Origin of the sequence: Pseudomonas danubii, assembly GCF_042980055.1 — a bacterium.
Taxonomy (GTDB): Bacteria; Pseudomonadota; Gammaproteobacteria; order Pseudomonadales; family Pseudomonadaceae; genus Aquipseudomonas; species Aquipseudomonas danubii.
Genome location: NZ_CP116502.1, coordinates 131,157 through 147,500, shown reverse-complemented (window position 1 = coordinate 147,500; position 16,344 = coordinate 131,157). Strand labels below are relative to the sequence as shown.

Sequence of the window (16,344 nt, the reverse complement as noted above, 5' to 3'; positions counted from 1 at the left end):
CGGAAGATGTAACGGGGCTCAAACCATACACCGAAGCTACGGGTATCACGTAAGTGATGCGGTAGAGGAGCGTTCTGTAAGCCTGTGAAGGTGAGTTGAGAAGCTTGCTGGAGGTATCAGAAGTGCGAATGCTGACATGAGTAACGACAATGGGTGTGAAAAACACCCACGCCGAAAGACCAAGGTTTCCTGCGCAACGTTAATCGACGCAGGGTTAGTCGGTCCCTAAGGCGAGGCTGAAAAGCGTAGTCGATGGAAAACAGGTTAATATTCCTGTACTTCTAGTTATTGCGATGGAGGGACGGAGAAGGCTAGGCCAGCTTGGCGTTGGTTGTCCAAGTTTAAGGTGGTAGGCTGGAATCTTAGGTAAATCCGGGGTTCTAAGGCCGAGAGCTGATGACGAGTTACCTTTTAGGTGACGAAGTGGTTGATGCCATGCTTCCAAGAAAAGCTTCTAAGCTTCAGATAACTAGGAACCGTACCCCAAACCGACACAGGTGGTTGGGTAGAGAATACCAAGGCGCTTGAGAGAACTCGGGTGAAGGAACTAGGCAAAATGGCACCGTAACTTCGGGAGAAGGTGCGCCGGTGAGGGTGAAGGACTTGCTCCGTAAGCTCATGCCGGTCGAAGATACCAGGCCGCTGCGACTGTTTATTAAAAACACAGCACTCTGCAAACACGAAAGTGGACGTATAGGGTGTGACGCCTGCCCGGTGCCGGAAGGTTAATTGATGGGGTTAGCTAACGCGAAGCTCTTGATCGAAGCCCCGGTAAACGGCGGCCGTAACTATAACGGTCCTAAGGTAGCGAAATTCCTTGTCGGGTAAGTTCCGACCTGCACGAATGGCGTAACGATGGCGGCGCTGTCTCCACCCGAGACTCAGTGAAATTGAAATCGCTGTGAAGATGCAGTGTATCCGCGGCTAGACGGAAAGACCCCGTGAACCTTTACTATAGCTTTGCACTGGACTTTGAATTTGCTTGTGTAGGATAGGTGGGAGGCTTTGAAGCGTGAACGCCAGTTTGCGTGGAGCCATCCTTGAAATACCACCCTGGCAACTTTGAGGTTCTAACTCAGGTCCGTTATCCGGATCGAGGACAGTGTATGGTGGGTAGTTTGACTGGGGCGGTCTCCTCCTAAAGAGTAACGGAGGAGTACGAAGGTGCGCTCAGACCGGTCGGAAATCGGTCGTAGAGTATAAAGGCAAAAGCGCGCTTGACTGCGAGACAGACACGTCGAGCAGGTACGAAAGTAGGTCTTAGTGATCCGGTGGTTCTGTATGGAAGGGCCATCGCTCAACGGATAAAAGGTACTCCGGGGATAACAGGCTGATACCGCCCAAGAGTTCATATCGACGGCGGTGTTTGGCACCTCGATGTCGGCTCATCACATCCTGGGGCTGAAGCCGGTCCCAAGGGTATGGCTGTTCGCCATTTAAAGTGGTACGCGAGCTGGGTTTAGAACGTCGTGAGACAGTTCGGTCCCTATCTGCCGTGGACGTTTGAGATTTGAGAGGGGCTGCTCCTAGTACGAGAGGACCGGAGTGGACGAACCTCTGGTGTTCCGGTTGTCACGCCAGTGGCATTGCCGGGTAGCTATGTTCGGAAAAGATAACCGCTGAAAGCATCTAAGCGGGAAACTTGCCTCAAGATGAGATCTCACTGGGATCTTGAATCCCCTAAAGGGCCGTCGAAGACTACGACGTTGATAGGTTGGGTGTGTAAGCGCTGTGAGGCGTTGAGCTAACCAATACTAATTGCCCGTGAGGCTTGACCATATAACACCCAAGCAATTTGCTTAAGAAGCGAGTTGCGGTGTGTGAAGACGCTACGAACCGAAAGTTTGCACAACACACAAATCTATTACATACCCATTCGCTGGCACGTTGCATGAGCAACGGACTGGCTACCGAATTTCTTGACGACCATAGAGCGTTGGAACCACCTGATCCCATCCCGAACTCAGAAGTGAAACGATGCATCGCCGATGGTAGTGTGGGGTTTCCCCATGTGAGAGTAGGTCATCGTCAAGATTAAATTCCGAAACCCCAATTGCGAAAGCAATTGGGGTTTTGTTTTTGCGCGAAGAAAAATTGCTCTTATTCGCAAACAAAATTGCACAGTTATTTTCGAATTGGAACACTAGAATAGCCGCTACTTTCTCCACTTCCAGAGCCCTCTATGCCAGATCCGGTTGACGCCCCCGGGTTGTCAGAACTACCACTGGACGACCTGGTTGCCTGCCATGAGTGCGACCTGCTGATGCGCAAGCCAACGCTCGCCCTTGGCGAGAAAGCCCAGTGCCCGCGTTGTGGCTATGAGCTGTATGCCCATCGGCACAATGTGGTCGAACGCAGCCTGGCTCTGGTAATCGCCGCCTTATTGCTCTACGTGCCGGCGAACTTTCTACCCATCATGCAGCTCAATCTATTGGGACAGTCTTCCGAAGATACGGTCTGGAGTGGGGTACAAGGCCTGTTCGATACCGGCATGGAAGGCGTAGCGCTGGTGGTATTCCTGTGCAGCATGGGCATTCCATTGCTCAAGTTGATTTGCCAACTTCTGGTGCTTCTAAGTATCCGCTGGAACATCGGCCGTAGTTACGGTTTGCTGCTCTATCGCATTTATCACCATTTGCGCGATTGGGGCATGCTCGAGGTCTACTTGATGGGCGTACTGGTGGCCATCGTCAAGTTGGCCGACATGGCCTCCATCACCGTAGGCCTGGGGCTGGTGTGTTTCATCAGTCTGTTGTTGGTGCAGGTCTGGCTGGAAGTGGTGATGTCGCCTCATCAGGTCTGGCAGGCGCTATCGGGAGAAGACATACATGCGGGCGATTGATGCAGGCATTCTGATTTGCACCGAATGCCATGAATTGAACCGGCAGGAGGCCGACAGCGACGGGCAGACCTGCACTCGTTGCGGAGCTTTGGTACACCCACGGCGCCCCAACAGCATCCTGCGTACCTGGGCCCTGCTGCTTACCGCCGCCATTCTCTATATACCCGCCAATGTCCTGCCGATCATGACCGTCAGCTCGCTGGGCCAGGGCGACCCGAGCACCATCATGTCCGGGGTCATCCAGCTGGTGCAGCATGGAATGTTCCCCATCGCCGCCGTGGTGTTTGTCGCCAGTATTCTGGTGCCTACCTTCAAACTGGTGGGCATTGCCCTGTTGCTGTTCTCGGTGCAGCGTCACCAGCCACTGTCAGCGCGGCAACGGATTATCATGTACCGCTTTATCGAGTTCATCGGTCGTTGGTCGATGCTGGATATTTTCGTCATCGCCATTCTGGTGGCGGTGGTCAACTTTGGCCGGCTGGCCAGTATCGAGGCCAATCTCGGTGCGGTCGCCTTTGCCAGCGTGGTGATCCTGACCATGCTGGCCGCAGTAACTTTTGATCCCCGACTGATCTGGGATAACACGGAGTCGGACGACGACCATGAGTGATTTGCCTACCGCCAAAACCCGCCCGGCCTCCAACTGGTCGGCCATCTGGGTGCTGCCCCTGATTGCCTTGATCATCGGTGGCTGGCTGGGGTGGCGTGCCTACAGCCAGACCGGTATCGAGATCCAGTTGCGCTTTGAAAGCGGCGAAGGAATACAGGCCAACAAGACCGAAGTGGTCTACAAAGGCATGCCTGTGGGTAAGGTCAAGACTCTGGCTCTGGACGATGAGGGCAACTCCAAGGGGGTGATTGCCACGGTCGAAATGAACAAGGATGTCGAACAGTACCTGAAGACCAACACCCGCTTCTGGCTGGTCAAGCCTAGTGTCAGCCTGGCCGGGATCACCGGTCTGGAAACCCTGGTCTCAGGCAATTACATCGCGGTCAATCCCGGAGAAGGAGAGCCCACGCGCAAGTTCAAGGCCCTGGCTGAAGAGCCGCCGTTATCGGATGCCAAGCCTGGTCTGCACCTGACCATCAAGGCCGAACGCCTGGGGTCGTTGAGCCGCGGCAGTCCGGTCTTCTACAAACAAATCCAGGTCGGACAGATCAAGAGCTTCCTGCTTTCCGAGGATCAGAACACAGTCGAGCTCAAGGTCTACATCGAACCGACCTACGCCAATCTGGTGCGCAAACACACGCGTTTCTGGAACGCCAGCGGCATCAGCATCGACGCCAATCTGTCCGGGGTAAAGGTGCGCAGTGAGTCCCTGTCCAGCATAGTGGCCGGCGGTATCGCGTTCGCCACTCCGGAAAATCGCAGGGACAGCCCGCCCACCGACCCGAGCCTGCCGTTCCGCCTATACGAAGATTTCGATGCCGCCCAGGCGGGCATCCGGGTCAAGGTCAAACTCACCGATTTCGAAGGCCTGCAGGCTGGGCGTACGCCTGTGATGTACAAAGGCATCCAGGTGGGCAGCCTGAAAGCCCTGAAGGTCGACTCCGACCTGACTAGTGCCACCGCCGAGCTGACCCTCGACCCACTGGCCGAGGACTATCTGGTCCAGGGCACTCAGTTCTGGACCGTCAAACCCTCGATCTCCCTGGCGGGTATCACGGGGCTCGAGGCCTTGGTGAAAGGCAATTACATTGCCATCCGCCCCGGTGACAAGGGTGCCGCCCCCCAGCGCGAGTTCGAGGCGCGGGCCAAGGCCCCGCCCCTGGACCTGCGGGCACCCGGCCTGCACATGGTGCTGTTTACCGACAATCTCGGCTCCCTGGAGGTGGGCAGCCCGATTCTCTACAAACAGGTCAAGGTCGGTTCGGTGCAGAGCTATCAGTTCTCCCACACCCGCAAGCAAGTGGTGATTGGTGTTCATATCGAGAAAGAATACGAGGGACTGGTCAACGGCTCGACGCGCTTCTGGAACGTCAGTGGCATAACCCTTACGGGCGGCCTCACTGGCGGTATCCAGATCAAGAGTGAGTCACTGCAAAGCCTGATGGCCGGCGGCATCGCCTTCGAGACGCCGCTGCCCAACGTGCCGCTGAAAAAGCGCATTCCGCGGTTCCGTCTGTTCGCCAACCAGGAAGAGGCGGCGCAGCGCGGCACCCTGGTCAACATCAAGGTCGATCGCGCCGATGGGCTGCGTGCCGGAACGCCGGTGCGCTTCAAGGGCCTGGATGTGGGCAAACTGGAAGAAGTGACCCTCAGCGCCGACCTGCAATCGGTGATGCTCAAGGCGCGGATCACCGAAGTGCCGGAACGTATTGCCCGGGTCGGCAGCCAGTTCTGGGTGGTCAAGCCGGAACTGGGGCTGATGAAGACCTCGAACCTGGAAACCCTGGTGACCGGTCAATACATCGAAGTTCAGCCCGCGGCGAAGAACCAGGGCGTGCAAACCAGCTTTGTCGCCTTGCCGCAGCCACCGGAAGCCAGCTCCCAGGAAGCGGGTCTGAGCCTGGTGCTGAGTGCTGCTCGCCGTGGTTCGCTGAAGGTGGGTGTCCCAGTGACTTACCGGGAAGTGACCGTGGGCAAGGTCACCGGCTACGAACTGGGACAGACCGCCGACCGGGTACTGATCCATATCCTCATCGAACCCAAATACGCGCCGTTGATTCGTGGTGGCACGCGCTTCTGGAACAGCAGCGGATTTGGTGTGGACTTTGGCCTGTTCAAGGGCGCCACAGTGCGCACCGAATCCCTGGAAACCCTGATCCAGGGTGGCATTGCCTTCGCCACCCCGGATGGCGAACGCATGGGCAACCCGGCCCGTCCCCAGCAGACCTTCCCGCTGTTCGACAAGTTCGAGGATGAATGGCTGACCTGGGCTCCCAAGATCCCCCTGGGTAAGTAACCCTGTTGTAGGAGCCGGCTTACCGGCGAAGAGGCCCTCAAGTCCTGCGTTCTTCTAGAGGACGCCTTCGCTGGCAAGCCAGCTCCTACAAAAGCTATCCAATAAAAAAGGCCGCGCTCCCAAGAGCGCGGCCTTTTTCGTTGCAGCGTTACGAAATCAGACTTCGTCCAGTTGCGCTTCTGCCTCGGCTTCGGGTTCCACGTTCAGAGTCGCCTTGACCTGATCGTGACGACGGATGAACTTCCAGTCCGCCTCGTCGATGTAGATGCCGTTCGGTCCGCTGCCGCCTTCCAGGTCGATGGCGACCTGGGCCGACACCTGCGGCTTCACACTGGCCAGGATCGGCACGAAGCCCAGCTGCAGGCTGGTTTCCAGCAGCGCCGCCTGGTTGCGTTCGTCGATGTCCGCTGCCTCGTCGAGGTAATAGGGCAGACGAATGCGCCCGGCCTGGTCGCGGTCCATCAAGTGCAGCAACAGGTACATGTTGGTCAGCGCCTTGATGGTCATGGTGGTGCCGTTGGACGCCGCGCCATCGATGTCGGTGTGGATCACCGGCTGGCCGTTGACCTTGGTGATCTCGAACGCCAGTTCGAACAAGTCCTTCAGGCCCAACTGGTTGTGGTTGGCGGCTACCAACCGCGCCAGGTACTCCTTGGCCTCTTCGTTCTTGTTGTCCTGCTCGGCGCTCTGGCTCAAGTCGAACACCGACAGGGTCTCGCCTTCCTCGTACTGGCCGGCGCTGTGGATGATCTGATCGATGTGCTTGAGGGCTTCCTTGTTCGGTGCCAGGACGATGCGGAAGCTCTGCAGGTTGGACACCTGGCGCTTGTTGATCTCGCGGTTGAACAGCGCCAGCTGGTGTTCCAGGCTGTCGTAGTCACTGCGGATATTGCGCAGGGTCCGGGCGATATCGGTCACCGCGGCGCGGCGTGCCTTGCCCAGGGTCAAGGCTTCGTCGGTACGGTGCGCATAGGCGTTGATCAGCAACTGCAGGCGGCGCTCGACGTCATCTTCGCTGTCGAACTTGGCCACGCCCTTGAGGCGTACCTGGGCATACAGCGCCTCGATCTGCCCGTCGACCCGTTGCAAGCCCTGCCAGCTGTCCTGGTAGTCGTTGAGCAGTGGCAGCAGGTTGTCCATGGAGTCGTCCACCGGGTCCATGAACGGCGTGCCGAACGGCAGGTCTGCCGGCAGCAGCTGACGGCGACGCAGGGCGTCGTCGAGGGTGCGCTGCTTGGCTTCCATGTCGGCGATCTGCCGGCCCACCAGTTGCAACTTGGCCGACAGTTGCTGGACGCGTTCGGTGAAGGCATCGCTGGAGCGCTTGAGTTCGTCCTGGGCCGCTTCCATCTGCGCCAGCTGTTCCAGCTTCTCGCCTTCCTCGGCGCTCAGGGTCTGGGCACGGCGGAAGTCTTCCAGGGCCTTCTGCGCATCCAGCACCTGCTGGTACAGGGCTTCGGTCTGGGTCTTGCTCGCGGCGCGGTCGGCAGCCACGGCAGCCTGGGTCTTGAGCTGCTTGAGTTCTTTTTCCAGGCGCTCCTTCTGATCCCGCAGGGCGGCGCGGTCAGCCAGGGCCTGCAGGGCTGGCGGCTCGATGTGGGAGATGTCGATGGTCAACCCCGGCACTTCGAAACGCTCGCCCTTGAAGCCATCGAGGATCAGCTCCACCGACTTCACCCACTCGCCGTTGTCGTCCAGGGCGATGCCGTGCTCGCCCAGGGGCAGGCTGAACAGCGCGCTGTTGAACAGGCGCATCAGGCGCTCCACGTCCTGCTGGGAGAACTCCTCGCGCAGGCGGGCATAGCTGTTGTTGTCAGCGTGATCGAGTTGCTGCTTGACCGACTTCAGGCGCTTTTCCAGATCCCGCAGGCGTTCTTCCAAATCTTCAGCGGAGAACTGCCGTGACTGGGCCAGGGCGCCGGCCAGTTCATCGTGGGCATCCTTGGCCGCCAGCAGTTGCTGTTCCAGGACCTTGACGTCATCCACCAGGGCGAAGCGGTGCTTGAGCACCGACAGCTCGCCGAGCCAACGCTGGGTGCCGGTGATTTCCCGTTCCAGGCGCATCATTTCCTGGGTGCTGCTGCGTTGGTCGTTTTGCAGCGCGTCCTGCTCATTACGGTAGTGCTCGGCCTGGATGGTCAGCTCTTCCTTGCGCGCGCCGGCGTAGTCCGACCAAGTGCCCAGCAGCGAATCCAGCAGGGGCGACAGGCGATGCAGCTTGCCCCGCAGAATGTCCCGCTGCTTCACGCCGTTGGCCAGGGCCTCCACCAGAGGGCCCGCGGCCACCAGGGAGTTGTAGTCCTGCTCCATGCGCCGCACATCGCGGAAGGCTTCGTCGCAGGCGGCGATGTAGTCGACGCTGCCGGAGCGCAGGCTGTGCTCGAAGGCATCGAGGAACAGCTGCTTGAGCTTGGCTGCGGTGATTTCGCGCATGTGTAGCAGGTTGATGAACAGCGCGCGGAAGGTCTTCAGGCTCTGCTCGCTGGTCGAGCGCAGCGGGATCAGGGTCAGGTCCAGTGGAATTGAGGTGTGGCCGCCTACCAGCAGGCGCCGCAGTTCATCCGGCTTGAGTTCATAGGCCTTCAGGCCCTGGCGTTCCAGGTTGGTGAACAACTCTTTCTGCCGCAGGCAGGTGTCGTCCTTCTGGTAATGCGCCAGGTCCAGCTGGCCGGCGTAGGCGAAGAACTGGTGGCCGAAACCGCCGCCCGGGCCGCGCCCGACCACGCCAATCACATGAGGGCCGTGGGGCAGCGAGACTTCCACCAGGATGTAACTGGTGTCGGAGGCGAAGTAGAAGCGCCGGGATTGTTCCAGGCTGTACTTGCCGAAGCTCATGTCTGACATGCGTGCCAGGATCGGGAATTGCAGGGCGTTGATCGACGCCGACTTGCCCAGGTTGTTGGCCCCGTAGACCGACAGTGGCTCTTCCAGGGGGAACAGGCCTAAGCTGTAGCCGGCGGTGTTCAGTAGGGCAAAGCGGCGGATGCCGTAGCGTTCCTTGCTCATGCGTCGAGCTCCTGTTCTTCGGCGATGGCCCGGGCCAGCGCGTCTTCTTCACTTTCTTCGGACTCGTCGAATTCGCTCAGGTCCAGCGGGTCATCGGTCTGCAGCAGTTTCTCGTCGCTGTCGTTGTCCACCAGCACCGGGGTCGGCAACGGCAGCACGCTGTGCAGGCTGGCGGCCAGGTCGCGGTCCTGCTGCACCGACAGGCAAACGTCGAGGAAGCGGTGCATTGGCGGCAGGAAGCGGTAGATCCCCGGTTCCTCGGCGGCAAAACCCAGCTGGGTCATGCGGCGCATGATTTTCTCTTCCAGCTCTTCCTGGGTCTGTACTTCGGCCTGGATGAACAGGTCGCGGTATTTCTCCAGCAAGGACGGCAGTTCGTCACGGCCGAGGCTGCCGCCATCGAGCACGGCAATCGGGTCGCGGCCCTGGTCGGCCAGATGCTCCACCAGGATGAAAGTGAACAGCGCCAGGCGCTGGGCGGTCTTGTTCACCTGGGCGGCGGCGTTGTCGGGGACAAAGTAGTAGAAGCCGCGGGTGTCGCACACCAGTTCGAAGCCCAGGGCCTTGAACAGCGTGCGGTACTGGTCCTGGAAGTTCGACAATTGCGCGTACAGCTCCGGGTCGCGGCGGCTGACGTGGTAACCCTTGAACAGCTCGCGGAAGATCGGCGCCAGCTGGGACAGTTCGGAAAGATCAAGATGCATTGGCGTTGCTCGCAGAATGCTCGGCGGTGTCATCGCGGGCCGAGAGCAGGGCGAAGGAGCGCAGGCTGACCTGGTGCTCCTGGGTGTGGTAGTCGCGGCGTTCTAGGCGCTCGCGCTTGAAACGTTTTTCCCGGGACAGGCGGGAGAACCAGTACAGCAATTCGTCGGTGGCGCCATCCGGCTCCTGGTCCAGCAGCCAGCTCATCAGGTCCGGCATCGGCAGGGCGTCTTCGCAGCGCTCGAGCATTTCCCGAACCGTGCGCGGCGCCTTGGGAGCCAGGCCCTTGTGGGTCTTGTGGGCCTTGGGGAAACGCGCCGGCTTGGGCTCGAAGCGGGCCAGGGCGTAGACATAGGCTTCCACCTGGCCGGAGCTGCCGAGGAAGGTGCTCTGCGGACGGGTGAACATCGGCATCGCCGCCTGGGGCACCGCGTCGATGCCCTTGCGGCGGATGGCCGCCAGGGCCAGGGCGGCGCCGCGGGTCACGGCGTTGTGGCGGCGGGCTTCCTCACGCAACGGCAGCAGCAGCTCCCGGGCGTGACGCAGGGTCAACTGGGCGCTGGTCTGCATTTCCAGGATGCGCGCGTGGGTGCGCAACAGCATGTCGTCGTCCACCAGATGGCCCAGGCGCTGTTGCTCGGTGAGCAGGCGCAGCAGGACGTTCTCCACCTTGCGCACGCCCTGTTCGAAGGCGCCGTCGGCGTTCACCAACTGAATCATCGGCTCGACGTATTCGTCCCAGGTGGCCAGCACCTCAGCGTAGCGCTGGCGCAGGGGAATCTGCCGGTCGCTGGTCTTGGCCCGCTCGGCCACGGCCACCAAGGCCTGTTCGTCGTTGGCGAGCTTCTTCAGGACATCGCGCACGCGCATGTCCAGCAGCCGCAACTGGCGCGCCAGGTCGTTGCCGTCGCGCACATCGAAGGCGTCCTGGATGTAACCGGCCAGGCGCTCCAGGTGACGCAGGTAGGCTTCGATCTCCAGGCACAGGCCCAGGCGGTGTTCACGGCGCAGGTAGGCGAGGAAGTCGTGGATCTGCGCATTGAGCTCGAAACGGTTCGGGCTTTTCGCCACCGGGACCAGGATGTCCAGGCGTATCCATACGTCCAGCAGGTGGGTGATGTCCTGGGGCGTACTGTCCAGTTGTTGGGCAGACAGCTGTGAACGCAGTTCGGCAAGACTCAGGGTGCCTTGGTCGAAGTGCTCGCACAGCGGCTCCAGAAGTGCCCAGTGTTCGGCGAGGGCGCGCAAGACGCGCTTGGGTTCGATCATCGGAATGGCCGGCTGGTTGGCAATGAAAAGCGGCGATTGTACTGCATCAGGGGGCCGACGATTCACCCCCAGGTCCAGGTATGAGACGGACTGTCGCTTTTGCGCGCAATCAACAGCAGGCGATCTTTGACGAAGGACGGTAGAATCCCCCACCTCAGTTATCCACAAGTGGCCGACCTTTGCTTATCGAGTCCCGTCGTCGCGCTTATCTGTCCGCCATGCAGGTGGTCAGTTGGCTGCCGCGCAGCGAATTGCCCTTTGCCGCCCCTTCGCGTCCTGAATTGCTGGCCTTGCCGGAACCCGAGGTGCAGGTGCCGCCTGCCCCCGTGGTCGAGGCCAAGGCCCCGGCGGCGGCTGCAAGGACCGTCGAACGGCCGAAGATCGAGGTGCCGCGTCCGTCCACCGCGCCTGCAAAGTCAGCCAGCAAGCCAGTGGCCGAGGGCGAAGAAGCCCCGGCTCCGGTGGTCAAGGCGCCGGTGGTTCCTCCGCCGCGCTTCGCCCTGCAGCTGTTGCGGGCCGGCCGTTGCCTGCTGCTGGTGGAGTTACCCACAGGCGAAGCCTTCCAGAGCCGCGACCCGGCCTACTTGCTGCTCAAGGACATGCTGCGCGCCGCCGGCCTGCCGGACAGCCCGCAGATCCTCGCCGAGCCGGTGCGCTGGCCGATGCTGACCCGGGGCAACCTCGACCAAGGGCCGGAAGCCGCCCGGGACTTCGTCCAGGCCTTTGTCGGCGTGCGAATCGAAGAAGAGCCCTGCGTCTGCCTGTGGCTGATCGGTCTACCGGCCGTACGTTTCGCCGGGGAAGCCAACGCTGAATCCTACAACCGTGAACTGCAGGTCGAAGGCCTGGGTTCGGCCTGGGCCTTGCCCGGCCTGGAACTATTAATGGAAGAGCCACAGCGTAAGGCTGATGTCTGGCAAGCCATGCGTCGATTGATGACGCGCTGGAAAAGTACTGATGAGCACAATGACCAATGAGTGACGCGTTGACCTTCCGCCTGGCCACCGAGGCGGACCTGGATGCCATCCTGAAAATCGAATATGCCGCGTTCAGCCACCCCTGGACCCGGGGCATTTTCATGGATGCCTTCAAGTCCTACGAAGTCTGGCTGATGTTCGAAGGCAGCCAGCAGGTGGGCCACGGGGTGATCCAGGTGATCATTGACGAGGCGCATCTGCTGAATATCACCGTCAAGCCGGAAAGCCAGGGCCGCGGCCTGGGCCTGCGGCTGCTGGAAGAGCTGATGAAGCGCGCCTACCAAAAGGACGCGCGCGAATGTTTCCTCGAAGTGCGTTCCAGCAACCAGACCGCTTATCGGCTTTACGAGCGTTATGGCTTCAATGAAGTCGGGCGCCGCCGCGACTATTACCCGGCAGTAGGTGGCCGCGAAGACGCCCTGGTGATGGCCTGTACCCTGGTCGACTGAGCCTTTAATCGCACGCTGCCTGCTGTAGGAGCTGGCTTGCCAGCGAAGGCGCCATTCGCGGCGATGCATGGCTTGAGGGCCTCTTCGCCGGCAAGCCGGCTCCTGCGGAAGATGGCGTCATTAAATGTGGCGCCGAGCTCAGGGTTTGCCGTCCAGCGGGTCGCGGCGCGCCAGTTCGGCTTCATCCAGACCACTGCCACCCCCAATGTCCGTGGCATCGACAATACTCAGATCCCAGTCCGCCGGTTTATCGGCGCCGATTTCCCGGGCAGAACGGGCCCCATCCTCGCGGATCAGGGTTTCCGGGCTCAGGTCGTCGTCGCTGGAGCCGTCGCTGGTGAGGCCGGTGCTGCTTAGGGCGCCGGGTTCGTCGTCATCGAAATGCAGTTCCTCCATGGACCCCATGCGATCCTGATCATCGTCGATCGGCTCGGGCTGGGGCGCGTTGAAGGGGCGTCGTGATTCGGTCATGGCGATTGCTCATACTTTTAGGGGCTTGCAGGGTGGACCCACAGCCCCGGTGAAGATTCCCCGGCAGGGATAACCGGTATCTGCCGTTATTGGCGTGACCTCGACAGGCACTCGTCTGTCAAAGCTGCGCATCATTCTTGAGGCTTCACAGCATGAACGAACTACAAGATCTGATTGATAACAACGCGCGTTGGGCCGAAGCGATCAAGCAGGAAGATCCGGAATTCTTCTCCAAGCTGGCCCGCCAGCAGACTCCGGAGTACCTGTGGATCGGCTGCTCGGACGCCCGGGTGCCAGCCAACGAGATCGTCGGCATGTTGCCGGGCGACCTGTTTGTGCACCGTAACGTGGCCAACGTCGTGCTGCACACCGACCTCAATTGCCTGTCGGTGATCCAGTACGCGGTGGATGTACTCAAGGTCAAACACATCCTGGTCACCGGCCACTATGGTTGCGGCGGCGTGCGCGCCTCGATGCAGGATCGCCAGTTTGGCCTGATCGATGGCTGGCTGCGTTCGATTCGTGACCTGTACTACGAGCACCGCGAGGCGCTGGCACAACTGGCCACGGAAGAAGAACAAGTCGACCGCCTGTGCGAACTGAACGTGATCCAGCAAGTGGCCAACGTCGGCCATACCAGCATCGTGCAGAACGCTTGGCATCGCGGGCAGAGCCTGTCGATCCACGGTTGCATCTACGGGATCAAGGACGGTCGCTGGAAGAGCCTGGACACGACCATCAGCGGTTTCGAACAACTGCCACCGCAATATCGCCTGCGTCCCCTCGGCGCCGTCTGAATGCGGGCTGGCCGCTGCGTGAAGGCGCAGCGGCCAGCGGCGGACTTCAGAGGTGCGGCACCTCGGTGCTTGGCGCCGGTGCCGGTGCCTTGAGCTGCTTGAGCTGGGTCGTGACCGGTGCGCTGCTGCACTTGGCCGCGGCCTGTTGCTCGGTCAGCTTGCGTACCGAGGTGTAGAACAACTCGCAGGTCTGCTCTTTTTGTGTCACCTGCCAGGTCTGGGTGCAACTGCTGAGCAGGGTGCTCGGATCCGTCCCCGGCTTGCTGCCCATACCGGCCTGCCAGCAGGCCGCACTCAAATCCTGTCCCATGACTTTCAGCCCTGCGGCGTCGGCCTTGGCCTCATCGTTGTCATAGTTGTCCGGGTCCGCCGCGTACCAGATGTAGCTCGGGTGGTTGGAGCCCAGTACCGGCACCTTCACGCCTTCGCTGGGGCTGATCTGCGCCAGGCCCAGCACATTCACCGTGACCCCATATTGCTGCTTGAGCCAGTTACGCACGGGCGCACCGAAAGCCACCATCGGCAAGGCCGCGCCGCTGGCGTTCTGGCTGACCTGCTTGACCATGGTGGTCTGGTAGTTGTTGAAGTAGCTGTAGACCCCTTCCAGGTCCTTGCCGGCACTCGATGGCGCGGCGATCGGTGCGATGTCGACAATGGTCTGGTACGCCGGCGTTTGCTCTGCGGCAATGCCGTTGACGGTGAGCAGGGTGGCCCAGCGGTCGGTGGTGGCCGACTCCAGATAGTCCTGGGCCTGGGTCAATGAATAGTCCGGCGGGAAGTGCAGCAGCTCGACGCTCTTGCGGTTTTCCAGGGCCATGCCCAGAGGCAGGAACAGGTACCAGCTGTAGGCCCATTTGCCATCGGCATTGAGCTGGCTGGCGCCTTTATAGGCCAGGTCGCCGGCATCGAGCAGGGCGCTCAACGGCTTGTCGTAGCCCTCGGGCACGCCGCTGATGGAGGCGACAACCTTGTCGTTGGCGGTTTTCACGCTGACCTTGGCCGCGCTGTAGCCATCGCGCTGCACGCTCTGGGTCAGGTAGTGCGCCACCGTCTGCTCCAGGGTCCAGTTGCGATAGCAGATCACGTTGCAGTTGTTGGGGTAGGCGAAGAGTTGGGTGACACGTTGCGGACTGCCCAGATCGACCTCGACATCGGCCATGACGCTGGTGCTCAACGCGGCGGCCGCCAGGGCCAGGGAGATTCCTGCGAATTTGAACATGCTCAGATCCTTTTCAGCGTGAACCCCATGCAGGGGGAAGGCATTGTGTAAATGAACGTTCGGCCCGTACCTGTTCAACCAGGCAGCAAGCGTGTCAGAGGATAGGCGGGATAATGGATTCGGCACGCCAGGATGATGCCGCTCATGAGCAGCAGGAAAATAACTTGCAGTGGGCTCCAGTGGCTCCAGTGCAACGCAGTCAGGTAAGGGTGTCTTTCACTGAAACCTGGGTCCAGATGCCCGATCCGTTTGTCATGCAACAGGCCGATCAGGATGAAACCCGAGTATCCAGCCATCCCCAGCGGTCCCAGCAAGGCCGCGAAAACTGCAAGCATCGCTAACTGGGGGACTGCGTGGCGCAATACCAGCCACTCGCCATGGGGGTTCAGACGTCTGGGCAGCAGGCGTTCGCTGAGCCACAGATCAAGGGCAATCATCTGATGAGATGTGGGCACCCAGAGCAGGAGCATGATCAAGCGTGCCACCGCCGTGGGAATCAACGCGATCGTTCCCCCGAATAACAAGGCAGGCATTGCTGAATGATCCTCCTGATTAAGGAAGAACAGGGTCAAGGCCAGAGCCAGGGCAGCCCAGACCCTGATCCAGGTCTGCGCCGCTGGGGGCCGAGGCATGAACTTGCGCCAGAAGAAAACGTCGCTACAGGGCAGACGCTCAATCAGTTGCGGGTAACGCCCGCTCAGGGTTTGCGCAAGATCCTGGCAAGCGACCCAGTGGTCTACGCCGAAGTCCAGGATCAGGTTCTGCTGTTGCCGGCGTGACAAGGGATTGAGCAGCAGTTGCGCCGCCTGAACTTCAGGTGCCCAGGTCTTGTGGTCTTGCGCCTTGGCTTGCAGGGCGTGGAAGAAGGCTTCCTGCTCACAGCGTTGGATCAGGCTATGCCAGATCCAGGCGGGTTCCGGATGGACCCCGCAGGCATCGTCCCAGCCCAGGAGTTGGCAGACTCGGTCGAGCAACGGCAGGCTCCACTGCGTGTCGTACAGCAATTGCATGACGATTCGTTGCCATTCCTGTCGACGGTCGAACACCTGCATCCAGGGCTGTTTACTGTAGGTTTCGAGGGAATGGAGGAATTCCGGTTCCTGCCGGGTTTCCAGAAGCTCTTGCAGGGTCTGCCGGTATTGCTGCAACAACCCGCTGGTCAGCGCCTCTTCCTCCCAGGGTGTCATGTGCACCTGCTGCCAGGGTGTCAGCCATTGCAGGTGCTGCACCGCCCAGGTGGTGATGGCAGTGCGAAGCCCTGGCTGTTCGAAGCAAAGACGCAGCAAACCGGCTTCAAAAGCTGGCGCACAATCCAGGTCCAGGGCCTGTTGCCAGCGCTGTGGCAGTGTGTGCCGACTCAGGTTCAGCAGCAGAGGCTGTGCCGGGTCGTCAGTTTGCCGGGTGATTGGCAGCGCTTGAACCGCGGGTTGGATCTCCAGCAGTTGCGACCAATGTCGAAGGTTGGCGTCATTCGCCGGTGTCATGGTCGGGAGCGTGCTGGCTAGCGTCGTGCGGGAAGTCGGTCGTTCTTGTTCCTCTTCCCGCCAGCGAGCCAGTTGCAGCGCCCGCTCGTAGGCCTCGCGCAGACGCTGGAAGCCTTCGGCATCCTCATCGGGACGGGTGGTTTTCAGGCGTTTGGCGTAGCTGCGCTTGATGCTGCGCTCATCGGCATCGTCCGGCAGTTCCAGCAGGGTCCAACAGTCCAT

General features: G+C 60.6%; 12 protein-coding genes and 2 rRNA genes (1 of these 14 cut by a window edge). 8 read left to right on the top strand and 6 right to left on the bottom strand.

The features are described 5' to 3' along the window. The 5 genes from PFZ56_RS00740 to PFZ56_RS00720 form a co-directional block, all read left to right on the top strand. Positions 1-1,779 (top strand): 23S ribosomal RNA (locus PFZ56_RS00740); it begins 1,113 nt to the left of the window's first position. A gap of 139 nt (positions 1,780-1,918) precedes the next feature. Continuing rightward, positions 1,919-2,034 (top strand): 5S ribosomal RNA (gene rrf, locus PFZ56_RS00735). A 148-nt stretch (positions 2,035-2,182) separates the two neighbouring features. Next, entirely contained in the window at positions 2,183-2,842 is a 660-nt protein-coding gene (locus PFZ56_RS00730) for a paraquat-inducible protein A (RefSeq protein WP_102860186.1), read from the top strand. Beyond that, on the top strand, positions 2,829-3,452 hold the full coding sequence (locus PFZ56_RS00725) for a paraquat-inducible protein A (RefSeq protein ID WP_102860187.1): 624 nt from the start codon (positions 2,829-2,831) through the stop codon (positions 3,450-3,452). Before PFZ56_RS00730 ends, PFZ56_RS00725 begins: the two co-directional genes overlap by 14 nt. Continuing rightward, positions 3,445-5,748 (top strand): PqiB family protein, encoded by a 2,304-nt coding sequence (locus PFZ56_RS00720; RefSeq protein ID WP_110596290.1) that lies wholly within the window; start codon positions 3,445-3,447, stop codon positions 5,746-5,748. Before PFZ56_RS00725 ends, PFZ56_RS00720 begins: the two co-directional genes overlap by 8 nt. A 156-nt stretch (positions 5,749-5,904) precedes the next feature. On the opposite strand, the gene mksF is transcribed toward PFZ56_RS00720, so the two are convergent. From mksF to mksB, 3 genes are read right to left on the bottom strand one after another with little or no spacing between them, the layout of a single operon-like run. Next, a complete protein-coding gene (mksF, locus tag PFZ56_RS00715; protein ID WP_170004429.1) occupies positions 5,905-8,754 on the bottom strand; it encodes an Mks condensin complex protein MksF in 2,850 nt (949 codons plus the stop codon). Then, complete coding sequence (gene mksE / locus PFZ56_RS00710) at positions 8,751-9,458, bottom strand: Mks condensin complex protein MksE (RefSeq protein ID WP_015637041.1); 708 nt, start codon at positions 9,456-9,458, stop codon at positions 8,751-8,753. Before mksE ends, mksF begins: the two co-directional genes overlap by 4 nt. Further along, entirely contained in the window at positions 9,448-10,725 is a 1,278-nt protein-coding gene (gene mksB / locus PFZ56_RS00705) for an Mks condensin complex protein MksB (RefSeq protein ID WP_170004427.1), read from the bottom strand. Before mksB ends, mksE begins: the two co-directional genes overlap by 11 nt. A gap of 179 nt (positions 10,726-10,904) precedes the next feature. Between mksB and PFZ56_RS00700 the strand changes: the two genes are divergently transcribed. Beyond that, the gene (locus PFZ56_RS00700) at positions 10,905-11,702 is read left to right on the top strand and encodes an energy transducer TonB (RefSeq protein WP_170004425.1); all 798 of its coding nucleotides are present in this window, start codon (positions 10,905-10,907) and stop codon (positions 11,700-11,702) included. Then, positions 11,699-12,151: a ribosomal protein S18-alanine N-acetyltransferase gene (gene rimI, locus PFZ56_RS00695; protein WP_047285456.1), complete on the top strand. Its 453-nt coding sequence runs from the start codon at positions 11,699-11,701 to the stop codon at positions 12,149-12,151. The genes PFZ56_RS00700 and rimI overlap by 4 nt, the downstream gene beginning before the upstream one ends. Positions 12,152-12,289: 138 nt before the next feature. Here the strand turns inward: rimI and PFZ56_RS00690 are convergent, their stop codons facing one another. Beyond that, positions 12,290-12,622 carry a hypothetical protein gene (locus PFZ56_RS00690; RefSeq protein WP_047306113.1) on the bottom strand — a complete coding sequence of 111 codons (333 nt, stop codon included), beginning with the start codon at positions 12,620-12,622 and terminating at the stop codon, positions 12,290-12,292. 152 nt (positions 12,623-12,774) lie between these two features. On the opposite strand from PFZ56_RS00690, the gene can reads away from it, so the two are divergent. Next, the gene (can, locus tag PFZ56_RS00685) at positions 12,775-13,419 is read left to right on the top strand and encodes a carbonate dehydratase (protein WP_016963568.1); all 645 of its coding nucleotides are present in this window, start codon (positions 12,775-12,777) and stop codon (positions 13,417-13,419) included. A gap of 46 nt (positions 13,420-13,465) precedes the next feature. Here the strand turns inward: can and PFZ56_RS00680 are convergent, their stop codons facing one another. After that, on the bottom strand, positions 13,466-14,638 hold the full coding sequence (locus PFZ56_RS00680) for a hypothetical protein (RefSeq protein ID WP_110652192.1): 1,173 nt from the start codon (positions 14,636-14,638) through the stop codon (positions 13,466-13,468). A 74-nt stretch (positions 14,639-14,712) separates the two neighbouring features. After that, complete coding sequence (locus tag PFZ56_RS00675) at positions 14,713-16,344, bottom strand: J domain-containing protein (protein ID WP_110596295.1); 1,632 nt, start codon at positions 16,342-16,344, stop codon at positions 14,713-14,715.